Raw genomic sequence first — 21,589 nt, 5'->3', positions numbered from 1 at the left:
GACATCTTCGGCAACATGGTCGAGTTCTACGCCAACAGCCCTGCCGACCCGGGCGACTACCAGGTCGGCGAGAAGATCAACATCAACGGTGACGGCACCCCACTGCGCTACATGTACAACCCGACGCTGGACGGCTCGTCGCACTCCTGCTGGTCCACCAGCACCAGGAACGTCGACGTGCACTACTCCTCCGGCGTGGCCAACCACTTCTTCTTCAACCTCGCCGAGGGCACCGGGGCCACCCCGTACGGCACCTCGCCGATCTGCGGCTCCGCTCCCGCGATGACCGGCATCGGCCGGGCCACGGCCGAGAAGATCTGGTTCCGGGCGCTGGACGTCTACTTCACCTCCAACACCTCGTACGTGAACACCAGCAACCCGGCGAACACCGCGCGGGCCTACACCCTGCAGGCCGCAACCGATCTCCACGGCATCTGCAGCACCCAGTACAAGGCCGTCCAGGCGGCCTGGACCGCGGTGAACGTGGCCGGTAGCGACACGGCCTGCCCGGTCGGCAACGACTTCTCGGTCTCCGTCTCGCCAGCCGCCGGCTCGGTGAACCCGGGCGGTTCGCTCACCGCGACGGTGGCCACCGCCATCACCAACGGCAGCGCGCAGACCGTGACGTTCTCCGCCACGGGCCTGCCGACCGGTGCGACCGCGTCGTTCAGCCCGGCCTCGGTGACCTCCGGTGGCTCCGCCACCCTGACGATCAGCACCTCGGCCAGCACCCCGGCGGGCACCTACTCGGTGACCGTCAACGGGGCCGGCGCGGCGGTGACCCGTACGGCCACCTACAACCTGACCGTCAACGGGCCGCCCGGTTGCTCGCAGACCAACGGTACCGACGTGACCATCGCCGACAACGCCACGGTGGAGAGCCCGATCACCATCTCCGGCTGCACCGGTAACGCCGGTACGGCCAGCACCGTCGCGGTGGGCATCGTGCACACCTACATCGGTGACCTGGTGGTCACCCTGGTCGCCCCGGACGGCAGCACCTACGCGCTGCACAACCGGACCGGCGGCTCGACCGACAACATCAACCAGACCTACACCGTCAACCTGGCCGGGGAGGTCGCCAACGGCACCTGGAAGCTGCGCGTCCAGGACGCGGCCAGTGGGGACACCGGCTACCTGAACACCTGGACGCTCAACCTCACCGGCTCCGCACCCCCGTCCTGCGGCGGCAGCAACGCCACCAACGTGACGATCAGCGACAACGCCACGGTGAACAGCACGATCCCGGTCAGCGGCTGCACCGGCAACGCCTCGCCCACCAGCACGGTGGCGGTGCAGATCGTGCACACCTACATCGGTGACCTGGTGGTCACCCTGGTCGCCCCGGACGGCAGCACCTACGCGCTGCACAACCGGACCGGCGGCACGACCGACAACATCAACCAGACCTACACCGTCAACCTCTCCAACGAGGTCCGCAACGGCACCTGGACCCTGCGGGTGCAGGACGCCGCCAGCGGCGATACCGGGTACATCGACAGCTGGACGCTGACCCTCTAGTCACGTCGGCACGGCGACCTGCGGCCCCTTCCGCCGATCGGCGGAAGGGGCCGCGGGTCGTCAGCCTGACGCACAACGCAACGCGGCTGGCGCGGGCCCGTTGGCCGGTGTCGGCGGTGACGGCCGACAGGTGGGACGTGGTGGGGCGGGGCCACTGCCTGTCGCACTTGATATACATACTTGTCTGTGTCAAGATCGAGCTTCGAATCGAACGTCATGGAGCCCACATGCCTGCACTTCGTCGGATCGTCGCAGCCACAGCCATGGCTGGGGCGGTGTCCGCGTCCATCCTGCTCTCCGGACCGGCATTCGCCGGCGAAACCAAGACCTTCTGGGGCACCGGAATGAGCACCAGCCACTCCACGGCGCTGTTTCTCGCCCAGCACAATGCGGTCTCCCTCGCCAGCGCGGACGGATTCAACACGGCCACGCAGTGCGGGCATGGCCAGTACGTCACGACGCAGCTGATGCCGGGCTTCTACCGGGTGCAGTCACCACTGATCTGCACCCGCTGATCACCCGACCAGGGATCTCCCAGTAGCTCCCGCGCAGTGAAGCCCCCGCTCGGCTCCAACCGGGCGGGGGCTTCGCTGCGTCTACGCCGAAGTGGCACTGCGCCCGTTCCCCCACCCGGCTCGGGCCTCGAAGAGATCGCGGATCTCCGCGGGCACGCCGGCACGACGGTTACCGAGAAGGTCTACCGGCATCAATTGCGACCCGTTCCCCTCGGCGGCGCACGGGTTACGGATGAGATCTTCGGGCCGCCGCGCCCGTAGGCAACCCAGCTGGTCACTCGGACACGGAAAGAGGGCCGGGTCATCGATGTGACCTGGCCCTCTTTGTGGTGGGCGATGCTGGTATCGAACCAGCGACCTCTTCGGTGTGAACGAAGCGCTCTCCCACTGAGCTAATCGCCCTCAGCGCCGCTGACTCTACCTGATCGAGGGACCGGACCGGAAATCCGGGGTCCGCGCGTCGCCACGGCAGACCGGACGGGTCAGTGCGTCGCCAGGTAGTGCAGCGCCTCGGCGACCACGTCGATGCCGAAGCTGTACTTCAGCGACAGCCAGACCACCGAGCCGACGAAGACCAGGCCGACGGAGCCGAGCAGGCAGCGTACGGCGAGTGAACGCTCCTTCACCCACTGCGTCCAGTTGTGCACGTGCCGGCGGGTGAAGCCGAGCAGCCGGCGGGCCCAGTGGAACTCGACGGCCCAGATGCCGAGGCCGGCGATCACCAGCAACCAACCCGGCCCGGGCAGCGGGATGAGGGCGACACCGATGGTGACGACGAGGGCGCCGGCGATGGCGACCATGACCTTGAGGGTGACGCGCCCCGTCGGGTTGGCCCGGATCAGGTCGAGGGTGGTGCTCAGCCGCTGCCGCCAGCGCGGTCGCTGCCGCCGTTCGGCCAGCGCCGTGCCGCCGGCGCCACCCCCCTCGGACGCGGGCCGGCCAGTCCGGTCGTGCTGCTCCATCGGCACCCCGTACCCCCGCCTTTCGGCCGCCCGGGCCGCGACTTTCGGCGGGGCCCGGTGCTGCCATCGGATCCAATGAGGATCGTTTCGTGGCCATTTCCTCTCCCAGTGTGGCTCGCGCCCGTCACTGGAACAGACGACTGGACGTTACCGGAGTAAGTCGACGACTGAACCACCCGATGCCGGGCGGGATCACGCACTGGGCAGAACCGGAAATCCTACATGAATCTTCACATTCACGCGGCCTTTCCGACCCCCTTCCCACCACTGGGTGAAGTCAGCGTATGGCGGAGCGTAGCCAGGAGTAGCACCTGAGTATGGGAAAAGCGGGACACGCGCGTTCCGCAGCGGTGCCGGGGGGAGATCGTCCATGAGTGTCATCCGACCGACGACCGTAGAGGTCGAGACGTCGCTAAGGCTCGTCGCACCTGACGCCACCGCCTTGCCGGTGCGTGCCAGTCTGCGTTACGACCCTGCTGATCCGTATGCGGTCCATGTCCTGTTCCACGCCGAATCCGCTGGCGGCGAGGCGGTCAGCTGGTCGTTCGCCCGGGAGCTGCTGGTCACCGGCCTCGACGAGCCGGCCGGCATCGGCGACGTGCGGGTCTGGCCCTGGGCCACCCCGCGCGGGGACTTCGTCGCGCTGGCGCTGTCGTCGCCCGACGGCAACGCTCTCTTCGAGGTGCCGCGCAGCGTCCTGGTGCGCTTCCTGCGGCGCACCTACGTCGTCGTCCCGCGTGGCCGCGAGGCCGAGCACCTGGACGTCGACACCGCGGTGACCCGGCTGCTCGCCGGTCGCTGAACCACCGGCCACACCGGCCGCCCGGAGCCGCGCGGATCTGCCGAGTCCGCGCGGCTTCGGCCCACCATGACGTACGCGCACCGTCTCCCGCCCCACGCCGCGCTCAGCCGTGGGTGGTGATGCCGCCGTCGACCGGGATCACCGCGCCGGTGAGGTACGCCCCGGCGCGCGACGACAGGTAGATCGCGGTGCCGGCCATGTCCTCCGGCCGGCCGATCCGGCCCAGGGGCACCTGCCCCTCGATGGCGGCCCGGGACGCGGGGTCGTCCAGCGCGAACGCCATCATCTTGCTCTCGAACGGCCCCGGCGCGATCGCGTTGACGGTGATCTGCTCACCGGCGAGCTGGTGGGCCAGGCTGCGGGTGAGCATGTGCACGGCGGCCTTGGTCGCCGAGTACGCGTACACCTCCATCGCCGGCACCCGGATGCCGTCGACGGAGCCGATGTTGATCACGCGGGCCGGGTCGTCGGCGCTGGCTGACGCGCGCAGCGCGGGCAGCAGTGCGGTGGTGAGCCGGAAGACGGCCTTGACGTTGACCGCCCAGAGCTTGTCGAACGCGCCCGCCGGGTACGACTCCAGCGGCGCGCCCCAGGTCGCGCCCGCGTTGTTGACCAGCACGTCGAGGTGGTCGACGCGCTCCCGGACGGCGGCGGCCAGGCCCTCGGCGCCGGCGTCGTCGCCGAGGTCGGCGGGGATGGCCTCGCAGCGCCCCTCGGCGGAGAGTTCCCTGGCCACGGCCTCGCACACGTCCGCCTTGCGGGACGAGATGATCACGCGCGCGCCGGCCCGGACGAAGCCCTGGGCGATCATCAGGCCGATCCCCCGCGAGCCGCCGGTGACCAGGACCGTCTTGCCTTCGACCGAGAACAGATCCGTCATGCCCCATCCCATCGCGAGTCGAGCCCGCCGGGGCGGCGGGCGACCCGATCGGCTCGGAGGCGGTGCCGGCCGACGCCGCGCCGGACGGCGATACCGCTCGGTAACGTAGCCCGCCCCACGAGCCCCGACAACCCGCCGCCCCGCCAGCCGCCCGCCTCGCGGCGGTGTGTCTGCGTGATCCTTTGACGTTCTGCCGGTGCGCGAGGGCTCGCGGCACCGGTCAAACGTCAAAGGATCACGGGTGCCGTAGGGCCGGGGCCGGGGACACGTCGTCACCCGGGCTCTGGCGCCAGCCGGGGGCGGAGCCGGGCCTCGGGGGAGGGTGCCCAGCCGGGGCGGGGCCTCGGGGGGGGGTGCCCAGCCGGGGACGGGGCCTCGGGGGGGTGCCCAGCCGGGGACGGGGCCTCGGGGGGAGGGCCGGCCGGGTCGTGGGCCGGCCAGAGGCACGACGGCCACCACGGGGGCTCAGCCAGTCGGGTCCGCGGCGCCTCGGGATGCGTTGATCGTCGGGCCGGGCTACCGTCGCAGGCGATGGTCTCTTCCGGTCAGCTCTCCCCCGCTCCGCCCGGTACCGCGGCGACCGCCTCCGCCGAGATCGACACGGTCACCCTCGGTGACCTCGCCTCCGACCCGCGCTGGCAGCGTCCGGTGCTGCTGGACAGGGACCTGCTCGTGCTGACCACGGGCGGACACGGCACCGCCGAGCTGGACTTCCGCGCCCTACCCTGCCGGCCCGGCACGCTGCTGCGGGTGCGCGCCGGCCAGGTGCTGCGCTGCGTCGGCGCGCAGTTCGACGCGACCGTGGTGCGCTGGGACGCCGGGGCACTACGCGGGCTCGACGTCGACCCGGACGCCGTCCCGGCCCGGGTCCAGCTCGCCGGCGAGGACGAGGACGCGGTCATCACCGAGGTGAGCCAGCTGGTGGTGGACTGCCAGCGGCACCGGGGAGTGGCCGCCGCGCGTGGCCTGCTGCGTCACCAGCTCGCCGTGCTGCTGTTGCGGCTGTCGCTGCTGCCCGAGCCCGCCCAGGCGGCAACCCGGGCGGAGACTGCCACCTTCCACCGGCTCTGCCGCGAGGTCGAACGCGGCTACCAGCACACCCGCCGGGTCGAGGACTACGCCGTCCGGCTGGGCTGCTCGGTGCGTACGCTCACCCGGGCCTGCCTGGCGGTGACGGGGCGCAGCGCCAAGCAGGTGGTCGACGAGCGGGTGGCCCTACAGGCGAGCCGGCTGTTGGCCGCCACCGACGAGCCGATCGCCCGGATCGGCCGGAGGCTCGGCTTCTCCGAGCCGACGAACTTCGGCCGCTTCTTCACCCGCGAGGTGGGGGTGAGCCCGGGCGGGTTCCGCGCGGCCCGTGAGCAGCCGTTACCCCCGCCGGTCGTCCGGCCGCGCCCGCCCGCCGACGCCGTCGGCCGCCCACGCGGGGCATGATGTCGGGGTGCAGATCTCCGCGCGCGGCGACTACGCGGTCCGGGCGGCCCTGAGCCTCGCCACCGCGTACCCCCGACTGATGTCCACCCAGGCCATCGCCGCGGAGCAGGACATGCCGCGCAAGTTCCTGGAGGCCGTCCTGGCCGACCTGCGGCGAGCCGGCGTCGTCCGGGCGCAGCGCGGCGCCGAGGGCGGCTACACGCTGGCCCGGCCGCCGCGCGAGGTGACCGTCGGCGCGGTGCTGCGCGCGGTGGAGGGCCCGCTGGCCGGGGTCCGCGGGCTGCGCCCGGAGGAGACCCGCTACGAGGGCGCGGCGGAGAACCTGCCCGGCCTCTGGGTGGCGGTGCGGGCCGCCGTGCGGCGGGTGGTCGACGAGGTGAGCCTCGCGGAGATCGTCAGTGGCCGGCTGCCCGCCCACGTCAAGAGGCTGACCGCGCTGCCCGACGCCTGGGAGCCGCGCTGATGCCCACCCCCACCCTGCACACGGGCCGCCTGCTGCTGGAGCCCTACCGGCCGGACGACGCCGAGGACTTCATCGCCCTGCTCACCGACCCGGAGGTGGGCCGGTTCATGGGCGACGGGCCGCTGACCGCCGACGAGGCCGGTGCCCTCTTCGGGCGGGTGTTCACGAAGGTGTACGCGGACGACCTCTTCGACGTGTGGGCGGTGCGCCGGGACGGCCGCCACGTCGGGCACGCCGAGGTCAAGCGGACGGACCAGGTCGACGGCCACGAGATCATCTACGCGCTGGCGAAGCCGGCCTGGGGCGCCGGCCTCGGCACCGAACTGGCCCGGGCCCTGGTGCGCCACGGCTTCGACACCCTCGGCCTGCCCCGGGTGTACGCGACGGTCGCCGAGGCCAACCACGCCTCGCTGGCCCTGCTGGGCAAGCTCGGTTTCGTGCACGAGCGTGACATCGCCGAGGAGGACGGCAGCGTCACCCGCGTGCTCGTCGTCGACCGCACCACCGCCTGACCCCGCCCGCCCCGACTTCCTCGCGGGCCCGATCGCGCGGGCGCGTCACGATCGCGCCGGCGGGCCTGTCGTGGTGTAGCCGCCCCGGTGGTGGAGCAGCGGGTCCCCGTCCTCGCCGCCCTCGAGCGCGAGCGGCTCGGCCACGAAGAGGGTGTGGTCGCCGACCGGCACCCGGTGCGCGACCCGGCAGAGCAGCCGGGCCAGCACCCCGGTCAACAGCGGCACGTCGAACGGCCCCGGCGCCCAGTCCGGGTACGCGGCGAACCGGTCGATCCCGCCGGTGGCGAAGATCCGGGCGGCCTCCCGCTGGTGCGCGCCGAGCAGGTGCACGGCGACATGCTCGGCCCGGGCGAACACGGGCCAGCTCGACGCGGCGGTCCCGAGGCAGAACGAGACGAGCGGCGGATCCAGCGAGAGCGACGTGAACGACGTGGCGGTGAAGCCGGCCCGGACGCGCTCGCCGGAGCCGTCAGGGTGGGTCGGCCCGCCGGTGCCCGGGGCGACGGTGGTGACCACGGTGACGGTGGCGGCCTGCCGGCGCAGCAGCGCCCGGAACAGGTCCCGGTCCACCGGCAGCAGGTCGGCGGCCCCCGACTGGGACCACTGCCCGGTGGTCACGGCACCGGGACCGGGTGGGCGCCGGTGGTGCGCGGCAGCACCTCGTGGACGGGCACACGAGCGGTGTGGTGAAGATCGTCCCGCTGCGTCATCGCCCTATGCTGCCGGCGGCCGTGCCCCCGGTCAATGCCCCCTGTCGAGAGCGGGACCGGCGGCGGCCGGTGTCGAGGTGGGCCCCTGTGCCGGCGGGTGACGCGCGCCCTGTTCTGAGGGATCTCCCCGGTCGCCGGCACCGTCCATGTCGGACGTGCCGGGGGTTTCGCGATTCGGCGATCCGGGCATGTTCGGGTTCGACAGGGCAGGGAAGGGAATCGAAGGGAGCACGACGATGGGTCTGATGTTCCGCAAGCGCAAGAAGTACGGCCCGATCATCCTGAACTTCACCGAGAACGGCTTCTCGTCCTGGAGCATCAAGATCGGTCGTTGGTCCTGGAACTCCCGGGCCAAGGCGCACCGGGTCGACCTGCCGGGTCCGCTGTCCTGGAAGCAGGACAAGTCCCGGGCGTGATGTCCCGAGGTCGAGCGGGGTGCCGGTGCTTCACCGGCACCCCGCTCGGCGTCTGCGCCGGGCGGCGCCGCCGGATCAGGCGGCCGGTCCGGTGTCCCGGGCGGAGATGACCACGTCGCCGCCGAGCCGGCCGTGTTCCGGGTCACGGGCCGCCTCCCCCGCGTCGAGCAGCCCGGTCAGCGCCCGGACGGCGTCGGAGGACCGGTAGGCGGTCGCGGTGAGGGCGTGACGGCGCAGTTCGGTGACCGTACGCGGGCCGGAGCGCGCCAGCTCGGCCAGGAACTCGCGGCGCAGCGGGCCGGGCTCGGGGGCACCGACGACGTCGAGCAGCCCTCCGGCCGGGTCCCGGTAGCGCCCGCCGACGGCTTCCCCGACCGCCCAGAGCGCCTCCTTGAACGCCTCCAGGCTCTTGTCCGACCCGGTCGCGAAGGCGAACAGCCGCGCGGGGGCGCCATCGGCGGGCACCACCTCCACCTCGGTCGTCAGCGGGAACCCGGCGTCGGCGAGGGCGGCGCGCGCGGTCGCGCCGGGAGCGGGGGCGAGCAGCACGTCCGCCGGCTTGCCGGCCGCCGCGGCGGTCAGCACCGCGGGGTCGGCGGCGGCGTCCACGACGGACAGCAGGGGCGCGCCGGCCGCACCCGCTGCCTTCACCGCCACCGGCAGCCGGGCCGGGCCGCCCGGCACGAGGTGCACGGCGACGCTGGCCGGCAGCTCCGCCTCCACGGCGCCGAGCCGCGCGGGCAGTTCCTCGGTGCCGTCGGCGAGCACCAGCACGGTGAGCTGGCGGCCCCGCAGCCGGTCGGCGTGTCCGGCGACCACCCGCAGCGCGGCCTCCGCGCAGCCGGCGTCGCCGCCCGCGTACGCCAGGGCGAGGGTGGCCCGGCGGGCGCGGTGCAGCGCCCCCGGCAGCCAGGTCTCCAGGTGTCGGACGAGCAGCTCGCGCAGGACGGCGTCGGTCGGCATGCTGCCGTTCTACCGCACGCCCGGTCCGGCCGGGCCGGCTCCCCCGGCCGGACCGGGCGTCGCGGAACCCCGGGTCGGGTGCGGGCGCGGCGCCTGGCTGGTCATGCCGGGACGGAGATGCCCACCCCGCCGCGGGTCTGGCCGCCGTAGCGCCGCCGCTCGGCGTCCAGGTCGAGCCGGCCGATCCGCTTGCGCGCGGCCAGGGCGGCGTCGTCGAGCCGGTCGGCGGGCACCAGCCAGACGATCTCGAACTCCAGCCCGTCCGGGTCCTGGCCGTAGAGGCTCTTGGTGGTGCCGTGGTCGGACGCGCCGACCAGGGCGCCGGCGGCGGCGAGCCGCTGCGCGGTGGCCTCCAGCTCGTCGAGGGTGTCGACCTCCCAGGCCAGGTGGTAGAGCCCGACGGTGCCGCGGCCGGCGGTGGAGCGGCCGGCGTCCGCACCGACCTCGAACAGGCCCAGGTCGTGGTCGTTGGTGGAGCCGGGCGCCTGGAGGAAGGCGGCGCCCCGGAAGCCGTCCGGGGTCATCGGGATCGGCCGGAAGCCGAGCACGTCGCGGTAGAAGGCGACGCTGCGGTCGAGGTCACTGACGTAGAGCACGGCGTGGTTGAGGCGGTGGATTCCCATGCCCCGACGCTAGCGCGATTTTGTTGAACGTTCAACTACATGCCGTATGCTGGACCTCATGACCCGCTGGCTGGATCCCGACGAGCAGCGCACCTGGCGCGCGTACCTGACCGCCTCCCGGGCGCTGATGGAGTCGCTGGACCGGGAGCTGCAACGCGACGCCGGGATGCCGCACGCCTACTACGAGATCCTGGTCCGGCTCTCCGAGGCCCCGCAGCGGCGGCTGCGGATGAGCGACCTGGCCGAGGCGAGCGGCTCCTCGCGCAGCCGGCTCTCGCACGCCGTGGCCCGGCTGGAGGCGGCCGGCTGGGTCCGCCGCGAGGACTGCCCCACCGACCGGCGGGGACAGATCGCGGTCCTGACCGACGAGGGATTCGCCACCCTCGCCGCCGCGGCGCCCGGCCACGTCGAGGGGGTACGCCGGCACCTGTTCGACGCCTTGAGCCCCGCCCAGGTGGACCAGTTGCGCCGGATCAGCGAGACACTCGCCGCGCACCTGACCAGTTCCTGACCAATCCACTCCGGTTCGGGTCTTGTACATACCGTCGTCGGATGAGCACGATGGGGCGTGCCTTCCGGCTTCGGTGAACTGACTGACCAGGCGCACCACCTGGTGTCCTCCGGCGACCTCGCCGGCGCCCAACGGCTGCTCGCCGACGCGCTGACCGACGCCGACCCACGTCCGGCCAACGCCACACCCGAGCTGGCCGAGGCCGCCAGCCTCCAGGCCCGGGTGCTGGTCGCCCTCGGCGAGCCGCACTCCGCCCGGGCCTGGGCCGCGTTCGCGTACGCGGCCACGAGCCGGTTGCACGGGCGCTGCGACCAGCGCACAGTGGCCGCCGCGGCCACCCTCGCGGCCGTGCTGCACCGGGTCGGCAGCTGGTCCCGTGCCGCCCGGCTCTACCAGGAAGTGATCATCGAGCTGACCGCGCTGGACGGTCCCGAGTCGCTACGGGTGCTCGCCGCCCACGCCGACCTGGCCACCGTGGAGTACGCGCGCGGCCAGTGCCAGACGGCCCGCGACCGGTTGCAGGACGCCTGGGAGCTGCACCGCGAGGTCTACGGCGACGGGCACCCCAGCGGCGTCAAGATGCTCGCCCGGCTCGGGGCGATGCAGCGCGACTGCGGGCAGTTCGCCGAGGCGCACGACAACCTGGCGCTCGCCAGGGAGCTGTGCCGACAACACCTGCCGGCCGACGACCCGCTGGCGGTGCAGGTGGCGGCACTGGCCCGGGCGGCGGCCAACCCGGAGCACGTCTGCGCCGACACCGCCCCCGTCGGCCGGGACGGCCCGATCGTGCCGTCCGCGCGTACCCCGCCCCCGGGCGACGGGCCGTCGACGGCGCAGCACCCCTCGCAGCCGGGCTACCGCCCGGCGGAGCCGGACCCGTACGCCGGGCCGCCCCAGCAGGTGCCGACGCCCCGACAGCCGGCGGAGGACCCGCCGCCCGGCTGGTGGCCCCCGGAGGCCCCCGCCGAGGACGAGCCGGCCGACAGCGCGGTGCCACCGGCGGTCGTCCCCCTGGCCGGCGGCGGCACCGGCGAGGCCGACGGGGTGCACCGGGTGCGCCAGCACGACGCGCCCGAGGAGCCCTACCCGCCGTCGCGGCTGCTGCCGGTGCCGGTGCACCGCGCCCCGTTCCGGCGCGACAACCGGCGGCTGCCGCTCCTCGTCGGTGGCATCGCGGTGGTGCTGCTGGGCACGGCGGCGGTGATCGCCGGAGTGGCCGGGGTGGACGGTGACGCCGACCCGGCGCCCCCGGCCGCGAGCGGGGCACCGGCCTCCACCCCGGCCGGCACGGTCACCCCGCCCGCCGCCGGCCCGACGAACGGGGCAGTGGCCTCCCCCGGCAGCCCGCCGGGCTCGGTGACGCTGCGCGACAACCGGGACAACGTGGCACTGCGCTGGACGTACCCGGCCGGCGGGGAGGGCCCGGTGGTCATCTCGGGCGGCCGGGCCGGCCAGGCGCAGACGGCCTTCGCCAACCTGCCCGCCGGCACCACCGCCTTCGTCGTCTACGGCCTGAACCGCAGCACCGACTACTGCTTCACCGTCGCGGTCGTGTGGTCGACCGACACGATCGCCCGCGCGCAGGAGGTCTGCACCCGCCGCGGCTGACAGGCCGGCACGGGTCCCGCAGGCCGGGCCGCTGTGGCCCCGGGCATCGCCGTGCCGGTCAGGGCCGCTCCGGGTCGGGCAGGGCCGGCAGCAGCAGTCGTACCCGCAGCCCCGGACCGCCGGCCCGGCCGGGGTGGGCGTCGGTCAGGTCGATGCCGCCGCCGGCCCGGCGGACCAGCTCGCGCACGATGGCCAGGCCGAGGCCGGCGCCGCCGTCGTCCCGGGCCCGGGCGTCGTCCAGCCGGGTGAACCGGCCGAAGACCCGCTCCCGGTCCCCGGCCGCGATCCCCGGCCCGTCGTCGGTCACCGTCACCAGGTGGTACGCCCCCGCGCCGGCAGCACCGCCGTCGCCCTCCCCGGGGCCGGCGGGCGGCCCGGCGGCCAGCACCACCTCGCCGCGAGCGTGCCGGACCGCGTTGTCGACCAGATTGGTCAGGATCCGCCGCAGCTCGTCGGGGTCGCCCTCGGTCCACAACGGTGCCGTCGGCGCGTCGAGGCGCACCGGCGGCGACGGGTACCGGGCCGCCACCGCCGCCAGCAGGGCCCCCAGCTCGACCGGCCCGGTGGCCCGCACCGGCGGCCCCTCGTCGAGCCTGGCCAGCAGCAGCAGATCGTCGACGAGCCGGCCGAGCCGCTCGGTGTCGGCCAGCAGGTTCGCCGACACCGCCGTCCAGTCCGTTCGGTCGGCCAGCCGCCGGGCCACCTCCAGCTCGGTACGGATGTTCGTCAGCGGGCTGCGCAGCTCGTGCGCCGCGTCGGCGACGAACGCCCGTTGCCGGTCCCGGGCGGACTCCAGCCGACCCAGCATCCCGTTGAGCGTGACCGCCAACCGGTGGATCTCGTCCTGCGACGCCGGTACGGGCAGCCGCCCGCCCCCGTCCCGCCCGGTGATCTCCTCGGCGCCCCGGCGCAGCGTTTCCACCGGACGCAGGGTCGCCCCGACCACCCGCCAGGCCACGGCGGCGAGCACCGCCACCAGCATCGGGAAGCTCACCAGCAGGATGGTCCGGACGACGTACGCGCTGTGCCGCACGTCCGCCAGCGACCGGGCCACCAGGACGGTGAGCGGGTCGGCGGAGGTTCCCGCCGGTACGGCCACCACCCGGACCGGCCCGGCCAGGCCGACCCGCTCCCCCGACACCGTCAGCCGCTGCCGCGCGCCCACGTCGATCCGTTCCGGCGACACCATCGGCACCAACCGGTCGGCGTCGATCGAGGCGGCCCGCACCCTCCCCGCGGCGTCGATCACCTGAACCCGGACCTGTCCCCCGGCCACCGGCAGCGGGTCGGGCAGCGCCTCCTCGGCGGCGAGGAGCGTGACCGCGTCGGCGGTGCGGAACGCCTCGGTGTCCACGGCGCGTTGCAGCGCCCAGCCCAGCACGGCGAGCAGGACGAGCCCACCGACGGCCAGCCCTCCTGAGACGCCGAGCACCCCGACCGCCATCAGCCGCCCGCGCAACCCGAGCCCGCCCCTGCGGGCAAGGAAGGGCTCCTTCCTATCGCCTGGGCGATAGGAAGGAGCCCTTCCTTCGTCCGTGGTCACGGGGCGAGCCGGTAGCCGGCGCCCCGGACCGTCTCCAGGCGCTCCCGGCCGATCTTGCGCCGCAGGTACCCGACGTAGACCTCGACCGCGTTGGGCGCCGTCTCGACGCTGGCGTCCCAGACGTGGTCCAGCAGCTCGGTCTTGGAGACCACCTCGCCGGGACGCCGCATCAGGTAGTCCAGCAGCGCGAACTCGCGGCTGGTCAACGCGACCTCGGCGTCGGCCCGGGTCACCCGCCGCCGGGCCGGGTCGAGCCGCAGGTCGCCGACCGCGAGCACCGTGGGGCGTTCGGGGGCGCCCCGGCGCAGCAGGGCCCGCAGCCGGGCCAGCAGCACGACGTACGAGAAGGGCTTGGTCAGGTAGTCGTCGGCCCCGCAGTCCAGCCCGTCGGCCTGGTCGTACTCGCCGTCCTTGGCCGAGAGCATGAGCACCGGGAGCCAGTGCTCCTCGGCGCGCAGCCGGCGGACCAGCTCGTAGCCGGAGAGGCCGGGCAGCATCACATCGAGGATCATCGCGTCGTAGCCGCCGTAGCGGGCCGCGTCGAGCCCGTCCGGGCCGGTCGCCGCCACGTCCACCGCGAAGCCCTCGGCCTGCAGACCCCGTTGCAGCGCGGACGCCAACCGCGACTCGTCTTCCACCACCAGCAACCGCACGGGTCAAGGGTGCCACCCGTGCGGGCGGTCGTACCGTCGTCCTCAGCGCCCTCACAGGGTCGACCGGGCAGGATGTCCGGCAGGAGGTGTCACATGTCCGCTCTCAAGAGCCGTCCCGTCCTGCGGTGGCTGGTCCCGGTGACCGCCGTCGTGACCGTCATCGGCGGCGGCGCCGCGCTCGGCACGTTCGCCGCCCAGGCCGAGCCGAGCCTGCCGCCGCGTACCGCCGCCCAGCTCCTGGTCGACCTGCAGACCTCCCGGCTGGAAGGGCTCTCCGGCACGGTCGTGCAGCGCGCCGACCTGGGCCTGCCGCCGCTGGCCGGCCTGATCGGCGGCGACGGCCTGGCCGGTCTGCTGACCGGCACGCACACGCTGCGGGTCTGGCACTCCGGGCCCGACCGGCAGCGCATCGCCCTGATGGACACGCTCGGCGAGCGGGACGTGATCCGCAACGGCCGGGACGTGTGGGTCTGGGACAGCCGCGCCAACACCGCCACCCACCGCACCCTGCCCGAGCACACCGCCGGCGCCGACGCACCGGAGCTGCCGGTCACCCCCGGGGAGGCGGCCGACCGGGCCCTGGCGGCGATCGACCCGAGCACCGAGGTGAGCGTCGGCCGCTCCGCCACGGTCGCCGGTCGGGACGCGTACGAGCTGGTGCTCGCCCCGCGCGACGCCGCCTCGCTGGTGCACCAGGTGCGCATCGCCATCGACGCGCGCGAGCACGTGCCGCTGCGCTTCGAGGTCTTCGCCGACGGCAGCGACAAGCCGGCCTTCGAGATGGCCTTCACCCAGGTGTCGTACGCCCGGCCCGACGCCGACCAGTTCGCCTTCAACCCGCCGCCCGGGGTGAAGGTGACCGAGGAGACCGCCGGGAAGCGGCCCGCCCGCGCGCCCGGGAAGCAGCCCGCCGAGCGGCCTGACGTGCGTGCCGTCGGCGAGAGCTGGGCCACGGTGGTGGTCGCGCGGCTCGACGGCGCCGGCGCGCCCGCCGACCAGGCCGGGGCCGCCCCCGGCCGCCCCGGGAGCGGTTCGGTCGCCGACCCGGCGGCGCTGCTCGGCGCGCTGCCGAAGGTCAGCGGCGACTGGGGCAGCGGCCGGCTGTTGACCGGAAAGCTGTTCAGCGCGCTGCTCACCGACGACGGCCGGTTGATCGTCGGCGCGGTGACGCCGGAGCGGCTCTACGAGGTGGCCAAGGGCTGACGAGCCGACGGTTCCGGGGGCCCGCCACGGCGGGCCCCCGCTGTCTTTGTGGGACGTCCTGTGGCGTGGCCCGGCGCGCTTGGTGGAGACGGCCGGCGCGCGGTATCTTTCTCAGTTCAGGCAATAAAAAAGAACGGCTGTCGACAGCCGTTCTTGAGGAAGATACTAACCAATTGGGAGACGGCTTGTCAAGGCATTCCGCCGATTCCGCCGAATTGCAGCCCGATGACGAGATCGGCAGCGAACAGGAATACGTCTCGATGCTCTACCGCCGGCTGGACGAACTGCGTGAGCAGGCCGCCCACCGGTTGACCGACGAGCTGCGGGCGACCGGCGGCACCCTCCAGGCCCGTTCCCAACGCGACAGCGCGGTGCGGATGTACGCCGACCAGGTCGAGCAGTTCTCCGCCGTCGAGAGCGGCCTCTGCTTCGGCCGGCTCGACACCGACGACGGCGGCCCCCACTACATCGGCCGGATCGGGATCTTCGACACCGCCGGCGACTACGACCCGCTGCTGATGGACTGGCGTGCCCCGGCGGCCCGCGCCTTCTACCTCGCCACCGCGGCCAACCCACAGGGGGTACGCCGCCGCCGGCACCTGCGGACCCGGGAACGCAAGGTGATCGCGCTCAACGACGAGGTGCTGGACCTGGCCACCGCCTCCCCCACCGCACACGAGGAGCTGACCGGCGAGGCGTCGCTGCTCGCCGCGCTCAACGCCGGCCGTACCGGCCGGATGCGCGACATCGTCGAGACCATCCAGGCCGAGCAGGACCGGATCATCCGTGCCGACCTGCCGGGCGTGCTGGTGGTGCAGGGCGGCCCCGGCACCGGCAAGACCGCGGTCGCCCTGCACCGCGCGGCGTACCTGCTCTACACCCACCGGGAGCAGCTCTCCACCCGGGGCGTGCTCATGGTCGGCCCGAACGCCACGTTCCTGCGCTACATCTCCCTGGTGCTCCCGGCGCTGGCGGAAACGGGCGTGCTGCTGCGTACCCAGGGCGACCTCTTCCCCGGCGTCAGCGCCCGCCGCGCCGAACCCGCCGCGACCGCCGCGCTCAAGGGCCAGGCGGTCATGGTCGACGTGCTGGCCGCCGCCGTCCGGGACCGGCAGTGGGTACCCGACGGGCCGCTGGAGATCGAGCTGCCGCAGCAGGAGGTGCTGCGGCTCGACCCGGAGACCGTACGGGCCGCCCGCGACCGGGCCCGCCGGGCCGACCGGCCGCACAACCTGGCGCGGGTGCTCTTCGACGTCGAGATCGTCCACGCCCTCGCGGCTCAGGTCGCCGAGCGGATCGGCGCCGACCCGCTGGGCGGGGAGAACCTGCTCGACGAAGCCGACGTGGCGGAGATCCGCCGCGAACTGCGCGAGGAGCCCGAGGTGCAGGCCGTGCTGGACCGGCTCTGGCCGGTGCTCACCCCGCAACGCCTGCTCGCCGACCTGTACGCCGACCCCGACCGGCTCGCCGCCGCCGCGCCCATGCTCACCGACGCCGAGCGGACCCTGCTGCACCGCGAGCCGGGCGGCTGGACCCCGGCCGACGTGCCGCTGCTGGACGAGGCGGCCGAGCTGCTCGGCGAGGACGAGCGGGCCGCCGCAGCCCGCCGCGACCGGCTCCGGGCCCTGCAACGGGAGTACGCCGAGGGCGTACTGGAGATCGCCCGGGGCTCCCGCTCCATCGACGTCGAGGACGAGGCGGACGGCGGTGAGATCCTCGGCGTGACCGACCTGCTCGACGCCGACCGGCTGCTGGAGCGGCAGGAGGAGGCGGACCGGCTGACCACCGCCCAGCGGGCCGCAGCCGACCGGGGCTGGGCGTTCGGGCACGTGATCGTCGACGAGGCACAGGAGCTGTCGCCCATGGCCTGGCGGCTGCTGATGCGTCGCTGCCCCAGCCGCTCGATGACCATCGTCGGCGACGTGGCGCAGACCGGGGCGCTGGCCGGCACCCCGTCCTGGGCCGACGCGCTGGAGCCGTACGTGGCGCAGCGGTGGCGGCTGGAGGAGCTGACCGTCAGCTACCGCACCCCAGCCGAGATCATGGCGGTCGCCGCCGAGGTGCTGGCCGAGATCGACCCGGCGCTACGCCCACCCCGCTCCGTACGCTCCAGCGGGGTGCCGCCGTGGGACCGCGCGGTGGCGCCGGAGCGGCTGACGGCGGAGCTGGTGTCCGCCACCACCCGGGAGGCGGCCGGCCTGGACGACGGCCGGCTCGGTGTGATCGTGCCGGCCGGGCTGGTCGACGAGTTGGGCGCCACGCTCACCGCCGCCCTGCCCGAGGCGGCCGTCGGCGAGGACCCGGAACTGGAGAGCCGGGTCGTGGTACTCACCGTCGGCCAGGCCAAGGGCCTCGAATTCGACACGGTCCTCCTCGTCGACCCCGACCGGATCGTGGCGGAGTCGCCGCGGGGCCGCAGCGACCTCTACGTCGCCCTGACCCGCGCCACCCAACGCCTGGGCATCCTGCGCCCGGCCTGACCCCACCGCCCCGCCGGCCCGCCCGTCCTGCGCCCCGGCCTGACCCCACCGGCCCGCCCGCCCGTCCGTCCTGCGCCCGGTCCGGCCCCCACCGGCCCGCCCGCCCGAGGCAGGACGAACCGGGCGGCCAGGCGCGACGGGGTCACTCGTTGGTGAAGTCGCCGACCTGGCTGGCGCTGCTGGACTGGTCGCTGGTGGAGCCGCCCGCCGGGGTGCTCAGGCCGCCGGTGGTGGCGTCGCCCGTGGTGGTCGGGGCCACCCTGCCGGGGTGCCGCTCCGGCTGCCGCGCCAACCGCCGCACGCTGGCCGGGCCGGCGGTGCCACCCGTCGTGGTGATCGCGCCCTGCCCCCGGGTGGGTCCGCCGTCCCGCAGCACCTCCGGGTCGACGGGAACGTGGGCCGGGTCGTCCGGGTCCTCGTCCTGGATGACGCGCTGCACGTCGGTGCGGGGCACGGTCACCTCGTCCAGGGCGCCCTCGCCGTACACGCCACCGGCGATCCGCTCCTCGGCCCGCCGGGCGGCGTCCTGTCGCATGTCGTCCTCACGCACGTCCATCACCTCGCAGAAGTGTCGGTCCGGTTGCGTGCCCGACGGCCGGGCCGACAAACCCGCCCCGGCGGCCAGCCGGTCCAGGCCCCGGTACCCCGCGCGGGCCACACCACACAGGCGGGCGGAACCGGGGCCAGCCGGACCGAGGCCAGCCGGACCGGGGCCAGCCGGACCGGGGCCAGCCGGACCGGAGAGCTATGGCCACCCACGCCGTATCGGCCTCCGCCCCACGCCGGGGCCGCGCCGTGGTGCCGGGTGCGGGGGCGGTGGTGGGTCGGGCGGCGGCGCTCCGGGTCGGGCGCGCCGGGTCGGGCGCGCCGGGTCGGGCGCGCCGGCCAGGTCGGGACGCGCCGCCCGGGGCGTGAACGTGCGGCTGGCCGGGCCGAGGTCGGCCGATTTTCCGGCCGCCGTGGGTGTTACTGCCTCCGTCGGCTCGGGTAGACGGGGGGTGTCCCCGCCATGAACGCGAACCGTGCCGTGGCCGACACGCGGTAGCGGGGTGAGGGAACGCAGGTACGACTCATCGCATCCTGAGGAGGACAAGATGAGCACGCAGGCTGCTTCCACCAGGCCGATGAACCGCCCGGCGCACGACGCCAACCGCGCGATGCAGGAGGCCCCCACCCGTCCCATGCCGGCGATGGGTGACGGGCACCGGGAGCAGATGCCGTCGCCGGGGACGGAGACCAAGCAGTCGTTCCTGACGACGGAGTTCTGGATCTACGCCGCCGCGGTCGCGGTCGTGGTGATCGCCGCGTTCTGGCGTGGCCCCGCCACCAACGGGCTGAACATCAACAACCCGAACCAGGCATGGTGGTACCTCACCATCCTGACCGTCGGATACCTGGGTAGCCGGGGCCTGGCCAAGGCTGGTAGCGCCCGCCGCTCCGGTGCCGAGCGCAGCATGCGTCGACGCTGACCGTCCGACACCACGACGGTGGCCTCCGGGATACGTCCCGGAGGCCACCGTTGTTCACGCTGTCGACTGAATCGTCCGGACGTCACCGCCGAGGGACCGTCGTTCGCGGCTGTCCTACTCGTCGAAACCGCCGAAGTCCTCATCGGAGTCGCCCTCGAAGGCATCCCCGATCATGTCGCCGACGATCATGCCGCCGACGGCACCCATCGCGGCACCGGCGACCACGCCGCCCATGCCGACGCCCCGGCCGTGACCGTGACCGTGCCCGTGGAAGCCGTGGCCCTGTCCACCGAAGCCGTGCGCACCGCGCAGGCTGCCGTAGCGGGACGTGGTCTCCCGCAGCCAGCCGTCGACCACCTGTGCCCAGTCCGCCCGCTCGGCCTCGGCGTACGAGACCCGGTAGTGGCCGAAGGCGTCGTGCCCGGGGGTGAGGAACCCGCCGCGCTTGTCGCACTCCAGGATGACCTCGACGCCGTGCGGGCTGGTGACGAAGGTCAGCTCGACCTCGTTGATGGTGCTCGCGTACTGCGGCGAGGCGAAGAACTCGATCTCCTGGTAGAACGGCAGCGTCTGCTGCGTGCCGCGGATGTGGCCGCGCTCCAGGTCGGCGTGCTTGAACCGGAAGCCGAGCTGCTGGAACGCCTCCAGGATCCGCTCGTGCACCGGCAGCGGGTGCACGTTGACCTGGTCCAGGTCGCCCTTGTCCACCGCCCGGGCGATGGCCAGCTCGGTGCGCAGCCCCATTGTCATGCCGCGCAGCCGCTGACCGTAGACGTCGGTGATCGGGGTCTCCCACGGCACCGGGAGCTGGAACGGGATGGCGAGCTGCTGCTTCGGGGCGAGCTGGAGCGGGCCGCTGACCTGCATCCGGTGGAACTCCATGACGCCGGCGTACTCCGCGTCGTGACCCTCGATCTCGACCCGGGTGACCAGGCCGAGGACGACCTGCTCGATGTTGGCCTGCGCGTCGCCGCCGAGCAGGTTCACCTGGCCCTCGAGGGTCAGGCCGGGTCGGGTGTTCGGGTTGGTCAGGACGGTGTCGACGCTCGGCCCGCCCACGCCGAACGCGCTCAACATCTTCTTGAAGACCATCGGAACTCCCGCGCAATGTCACCGTGCTCCACCCTGGAGCCGGTCGCTGACTAGCCGGGACACTATCCGGAGGCGCTGTGAAGTGCCTGTGAGGGCACGCCGTGCCGAAAACAACACCACAGGCCGTCCGGCCTGTCCCGCCGGCCGCGCTGCCACCACCCCGGTCGACGCGGTCGCCACACGCACACGGCCCACCCAACGGTGATCAGGACACCATGGACCCTAAAAGGGCCGGATAACGTCCATGGCGCCCTGATCACCAGGGGTCGCACGTCGTGCGGGGGGGGTGGCGGGTGGCGGTTGTGTCATGGAGGGCTCGACGCTGCTGCCTGGGTCGCCGCGACCGACGTCACCGGGCTCGGCGCCACCAGAGGCGTTCGACGATGAGCTCCTCGAGATCACGGACGTTGTCGGCAACGGCCGGTGCCGAGGCGCCGGGACGTTGGAGCGCGACACGCAGGTCAGCGGCCAGGTAGCACGCCTCGCGTACCTCGCACTCCGCCCGGAGGGCGTTCAGGGACGTCTCGGTCGCGTGGGCGACGACGTCGAGAACGGCCTCCAGGTGCGGGCCGCTGAACCGGGCCAGGAAGAACCAGTCGTCGAGCGGATCGCCGAAGCGGGCCCACTCGAAATCCAGCAGCGCGGTCACGCTCCGATCCCGGGCGAGCCAGTTGCCCCAGTGACAGTCCGCGTGGACCGGGACGACTGCCCGTGCGTACGACGGAGCGCGCTCCGCTATCGCCGTCAGACCATCGAGCAGACGCCGAGGGACGATTCCGTCCCGGTCGAGGGCGGCAAGGCTCTCCACCTCGGCGAAGAGCGCGGCCTGGCTGACGAACCCACCGTGGTCGAGTTCCTCTCCCAACGTCTGCCCGGCGTCGGCCGGTGGCGTCCAACCGTGCAGTACGTGGAGCCGCTGGACCGCCTCCTCGGCCAACAGTCGCGCCGTTGCCGCGTCCACACCGGGCAGGCCCATGCCGGGAGCCGCCCCCGGCACCCGGGCGTAGCAGGCGTAGCGGACCTCGCCCGTCCCGAGTTGGTGGAGCCCGCTGCCGAGCAGGGGGGCCGTGATGCCGGAGGGCAGGTGGGGCGCGAGGGCGATCTCCCGGTTCAGCCGCGAGTGGCCGGTTGCGTCGATGATCTTCACGACGACGTTGGAGCCGACGTAGACGTGGTGGGAGCTGCTGTCGACGGTGCTCATCGGGCCGGGGTCGCGGCCCAGGGCCGCT

The 21,589-nt window shown here is 73.8% G+C and carries 22 protein-coding genes, 1 tRNA gene and 1 pseudogene; 13 read left to right on the top strand and 11 right to left on the bottom strand.

Going from position 1 to position 21,589, the window contains the following annotated elements; translation table 11 throughout:
• The 3 genes and pseudogenes from AB0D32_RS30930 to AB0D32_RS30920 form a co-directional block, all read left to right on the top strand.
• Positions 1–1,521, top strand: a 1,521-nt coding sequence (locus AB0D32_RS30930) for a proprotein convertase P-domain-containing protein (RefSeq protein WP_357097780.1), incomplete at its 5' end; no start/stop codon positions are given.
• A gap of 227 nt (positions 1,522–1,748) precedes the next feature.
• Entirely contained in the window at positions 1,749–2,036 is a 288-nt protein-coding gene (locus AB0D32_RS30925) for a hypothetical protein (protein WP_357097777.1), read from the top strand.
• 126 nt (positions 2,037–2,162) lie between these two features.
• A pseudogene (locus AB0D32_RS30920) lies at positions 2,163–2,297 on the top strand (integrase); the annotation flags it as partial.
• Positions 2,298–2,363: 66 nt separating this feature from the next.
• On the opposite strand, the gene AB0D32_RS30915 reads toward AB0D32_RS30920, so the two are convergent.
• Together AB0D32_RS30915 and AB0D32_RS30910 are read right to left on the bottom strand one after the other, a co-directional pair.
• Positions 2,364–2,438: transfer RNA gene (locus AB0D32_RS30915), tRNA-Val, on the bottom strand.
• An 80-nt stretch (positions 2,439–2,518) separates the two neighbouring features.
• The gene (locus tag AB0D32_RS30910) at positions 2,519–2,998 is read right to left on the bottom strand and encodes a TIGR02611 family protein (RefSeq protein ID WP_357097774.1); all 480 of its coding nucleotides are present in this window, start codon (positions 2,996–2,998) and stop codon (positions 2,519–2,521) included.
• Between the two features lie 370 nt (positions 2,999–3,368).
• On the opposite strand from AB0D32_RS30910, the gene AB0D32_RS30905 reads away from it, so the two are divergent.
• Entirely contained in the window at positions 3,369–3,800 is a 432-nt protein-coding gene (locus tag AB0D32_RS30905) for an SsgA family sporulation/cell division regulator (RefSeq protein ID WP_053653619.1), read from the top strand.
• 103 nt (positions 3,801–3,903) lie between these two features.
• On the opposite strand, the gene AB0D32_RS30900 is transcribed toward AB0D32_RS30905, so the two are convergent.
• A complete protein-coding gene (locus tag AB0D32_RS30900; protein WP_357097771.1) occupies positions 3,904–4,680 on the bottom strand; it encodes an SDR family oxidoreductase in 777 nt (258 codons plus the stop codon).
• A gap of 531 nt (positions 4,681–5,211) precedes the next feature.
• Here AB0D32_RS30900 and AB0D32_RS30895 point away from each other — a divergent pair.
• The 3 genes from AB0D32_RS30895 to AB0D32_RS30885 are packed head-to-tail and all read left to right on the top strand — an operon-like array spanning position 5,212 to position 7,089.
• Complete coding sequence (locus AB0D32_RS30895; protein ID WP_357097768.1) at positions 5,212–6,114, top strand: AraC family transcriptional regulator; 903 nt, start codon at positions 5,212–5,214, stop codon at positions 6,112–6,114.
• A gap of 7 nt (positions 6,115–6,121) precedes the next feature.
• Positions 6,122–6,577, top strand: a complete 456-nt coding sequence (locus AB0D32_RS30890; RefSeq protein WP_357097765.1) for an Rrf2 family transcriptional regulator — start codon at positions 6,122–6,124, stop codon at positions 6,575–6,577.
• Entirely contained in the window at positions 6,577–7,089 is a 513-nt protein-coding gene (locus tag AB0D32_RS30885; RefSeq protein ID WP_357097762.1) for a GNAT family N-acetyltransferase, read from the top strand. The genes AB0D32_RS30890 and AB0D32_RS30885 overlap by 1 nt, the downstream gene beginning before the upstream one ends.
• 45 nt (positions 7,090–7,134) lie before the next feature.
• On the opposite strand, the gene AB0D32_RS30880 is transcribed toward AB0D32_RS30885, so the two are convergent.
• Positions 7,135–7,707: a flavin reductase family protein gene (locus AB0D32_RS30880; RefSeq protein WP_357097759.1), complete on the bottom strand. Its 573-nt coding sequence runs from the start codon at positions 7,705–7,707 to the stop codon at positions 7,135–7,137.
• 328 nt (positions 7,708–8,035) lie between these two features.
• Between AB0D32_RS30880 and AB0D32_RS30875 the strand changes: the two genes are divergently transcribed.
• A complete protein-coding gene (locus tag AB0D32_RS30875) occupies positions 8,036–8,215 on the top strand; it encodes a DUF4236 domain-containing protein (RefSeq protein ID WP_007075522.1) in 180 nt (59 codons plus the stop codon).
• Positions 8,216–8,290: 75 nt separating this feature from the next.
• On the opposite strand, the gene AB0D32_RS30870 is transcribed toward AB0D32_RS30875, so the two are convergent.
• Together AB0D32_RS30870 and AB0D32_RS30865 are read right to left on the bottom strand one after the other, a co-directional pair.
• Entirely contained in the window at positions 8,291–9,178 is an 888-nt protein-coding gene (locus AB0D32_RS30870) for a hypothetical protein (protein ID WP_357097754.1), read from the bottom strand.
• Positions 9,179–9,279: 101 nt separating this feature from the next.
• On the bottom strand, positions 9,280–9,801 hold the full coding sequence (locus AB0D32_RS30865) for a VOC family protein (protein ID WP_357097751.1): 522 nt from the start codon (positions 9,799–9,801) through the stop codon (positions 9,280–9,282).
• A 46-nt stretch (positions 9,802–9,847) separates the two neighbouring features.
• Here AB0D32_RS30865 and AB0D32_RS30860 point away from each other — a divergent pair, with 46 nt between their 5' ends.
• A complete protein-coding gene (locus tag AB0D32_RS30860; RefSeq protein ID WP_357097749.1) occupies positions 9,848–10,312 on the top strand; it encodes a MarR family transcriptional regulator in 465 nt (154 codons plus the stop codon).
• 57 nt (positions 10,313–10,369) lie between these two features.
• Positions 10,370–11,920 (top strand): tetratricopeptide repeat protein, encoded by a 1,551-nt coding sequence (locus AB0D32_RS30855; RefSeq protein ID WP_357097747.1) that lies wholly within the window; start codon positions 10,370–10,372, stop codon positions 11,918–11,920.
• Between the two features lie 58 nt (positions 11,921–11,978).
• On the opposite strand, the gene AB0D32_RS30850 is transcribed toward AB0D32_RS30855, so the two are convergent.
• Entirely contained in the window at positions 11,979–13,364 is a 1,386-nt protein-coding gene (locus tag AB0D32_RS30850; protein WP_357097796.1) for an ATP-binding protein, read from the bottom strand.
• Between the two features lie 95 nt (positions 13,365–13,459).
• A complete protein-coding gene (locus AB0D32_RS30845; protein ID WP_357097744.1) occupies positions 13,460–14,116 on the bottom strand; it encodes a response regulator transcription factor in 657 nt (218 codons plus the stop codon).
• 93 nt (positions 14,117–14,209) lie between these two features.
• On the opposite strand from AB0D32_RS30845, the gene AB0D32_RS30840 reads away from it, so the two are divergent.
• Both AB0D32_RS30840 and AB0D32_RS30835 read left to right on the top strand, forming a co-directional pair.
• Positions 14,210–15,319, top strand: coding sequence for a sigma-E factor regulatory protein RseB domain-containing protein (locus AB0D32_RS30840; protein WP_357097742.1), 1,110 nt, complete (start codon positions 14,210–14,212; stop codon positions 15,317–15,319).
• A gap of 260 nt (positions 15,320–15,579) precedes the next feature.
• Entirely contained in the window at positions 15,580–17,799 is a 2,220-nt protein-coding gene (locus tag AB0D32_RS30835) for an ATP-binding domain-containing protein (RefSeq protein WP_357097793.1), read from the top strand.
• Between the two features lie 142 nt (positions 17,800–17,941).
• Here the strand turns inward: AB0D32_RS30835 and AB0D32_RS30830 are convergent, their stop codons facing one another.
• Entirely contained in the window at positions 17,942–18,349 is a 408-nt protein-coding gene (locus tag AB0D32_RS30830; protein WP_357097740.1) for a hypothetical protein, read from the bottom strand.
• 544 nt (positions 18,350–18,893) lie between these two features.
• On the opposite strand from AB0D32_RS30830, the gene AB0D32_RS30825 reads away from it, so the two are divergent.
• The gene (locus AB0D32_RS30825; protein WP_357097738.1) at positions 18,894–19,268 is read left to right on the top strand and encodes a hypothetical protein; all 375 of its coding nucleotides are present in this window, start codon (positions 18,894–18,896) and stop codon (positions 19,266–19,268) included.
• 114 nt (positions 19,269–19,382) lie between these two features.
• Here AB0D32_RS30825 and AB0D32_RS30820 read toward each other — a convergent pair whose 3' ends face one another.
• Both AB0D32_RS30820 and AB0D32_RS30815 read right to left on the bottom strand, forming a co-directional pair.
• Positions 19,383–20,360, bottom strand: coding sequence for a sporulation protein (locus tag AB0D32_RS30820; RefSeq protein ID WP_357097736.1), 978 nt, complete (start codon positions 20,358–20,360; stop codon positions 19,383–19,385).
• A 349-nt stretch (positions 20,361–20,709) separates the two neighbouring features.
• Positions 20,710–21,561 carry a phosphotransferase gene (locus tag AB0D32_RS30815; protein WP_357097734.1) on the bottom strand — a complete coding sequence of 284 codons (852 nt, stop codon included), beginning with the start codon at positions 21,559–21,561 and terminating at the stop codon, positions 20,710–20,712.
• Positions 21,562–21,589: the final 28 nt, after the last annotated feature.

It is taken from the genome of Micromonospora sp. NPDC048170 (assembly GCF_040652795.1).
Taxonomy (GTDB): domain Bacteria; phylum Actinomycetota; class Actinomycetes; order Mycobacteriales; family Micromonosporaceae; genus Micromonospora.
The sequence above is the reverse complement of the archived record's forward strand: the minus strand, read 5'-3'. Positions and strand labels throughout refer to the sequence as shown.

What these genes read in the sequence shown, in the direction of transcription:
- AB0D32_RS30825 (WP_357097738.1), top strand. Translation starts at nt 18,894, where the DNA reads ATGAGCACGCAGGCTGCTTCCACCAGGCCGATGAACCGCCCGGCGCAC.
- AB0D32_RS30870 (WP_357097754.1), bottom strand. Translation starts at nt 9,178, where the DNA reads ATGCCGACCGACGCCGTCCTGCGCGAGCTGCTCGTCCGACACCTGGAG.
- AB0D32_RS30835 (WP_357097793.1), top strand. Translation starts at nt 15,580, where the DNA reads ATGCTCTACCGCCGGCTGGACGAACTGCGTGAGCAGGCCGCCCACCGG.
- AB0D32_RS30860 (WP_357097749.1), top strand. Translation starts at nt 9,848, where the DNA reads ATGCTGGACCTCATGACCCGCTGGCTGGATCCCGACGAGCAGCGCACC.
- AB0D32_RS30885 (WP_357097762.1), top strand. Translation starts at nt 6,577, where the DNA reads ATGCCCACCCCCACCCTGCACACGGGCCGCCTGCTGCTGGAGCCCTAC.
- AB0D32_RS30840 (WP_357097742.1), top strand. Translation starts at nt 14,210, where the DNA reads ATGTCCGCTCTCAAGAGCCGTCCCGTCCTGCGGTGGCTGGTCCCGGTG.
- AB0D32_RS30905 (WP_053653619.1), top strand. Translation starts at nt 3,369, where the DNA reads ATGAGTGTCATCCGACCGACGACCGTAGAGGTCGAGACGTCGCTAAGG.
- AB0D32_RS30895 (WP_357097768.1), top strand. Translation starts at nt 5,212, where the DNA reads ATGGTCTCTTCCGGTCAGCTCTCCCCCGCTCCGCCCGGTACCGCGGCG.
- AB0D32_RS30925 (WP_357097777.1), top strand. Translation starts at nt 1,749, where the DNA reads ATGCCTGCACTTCGTCGGATCGTCGCAGCCACAGCCATGGCTGGGGCG.
- AB0D32_RS30850 (WP_357097796.1), bottom strand. Translation starts at nt 13,364, where the DNA reads ATGGCGGTCGGGGTGCTCGGCGTCTCAGGAGGGCTGGCCGTCGGTGGG.
- AB0D32_RS30910 (WP_357097774.1), bottom strand. Translation starts at nt 2,998, where the DNA reads ATGGAGCAGCACGACCGGACTGGCCGGCCCGCGTCCGAGGGGGGTGGC.
- AB0D32_RS30875 (WP_007075522.1), top strand. Translation starts at nt 8,036, where the DNA reads ATGGGTCTGATGTTCCGCAAGCGCAAGAAGTACGGCCCGATCATCCTG.
- AB0D32_RS30865 (WP_357097751.1), bottom strand. Translation starts at nt 9,801, where the DNA reads ATGGGAATCCACCGCCTCAACCACGCCGTGCTCTACGTCAGTGACCTC.
- AB0D32_RS30900 (WP_357097771.1), bottom strand. Translation starts at nt 4,680, where the DNA reads ATGACGGATCTGTTCTCGGTCGAAGGCAAGACGGTCCTGGTCACCGGC.
- AB0D32_RS30815 (WP_357097734.1), bottom strand. Translation starts at nt 21,561, where the DNA reads ATGAGCACCGTCGACAGCAGCTCCCACCACGTCTACGTCGGCTCCAAC.
- AB0D32_RS30820 (WP_357097736.1), bottom strand. Translation starts at nt 20,360, where the DNA reads ATGGTCTTCAAGAAGATGTTGAGCGCGTTCGGCGTGGGCGGGCCGAGC.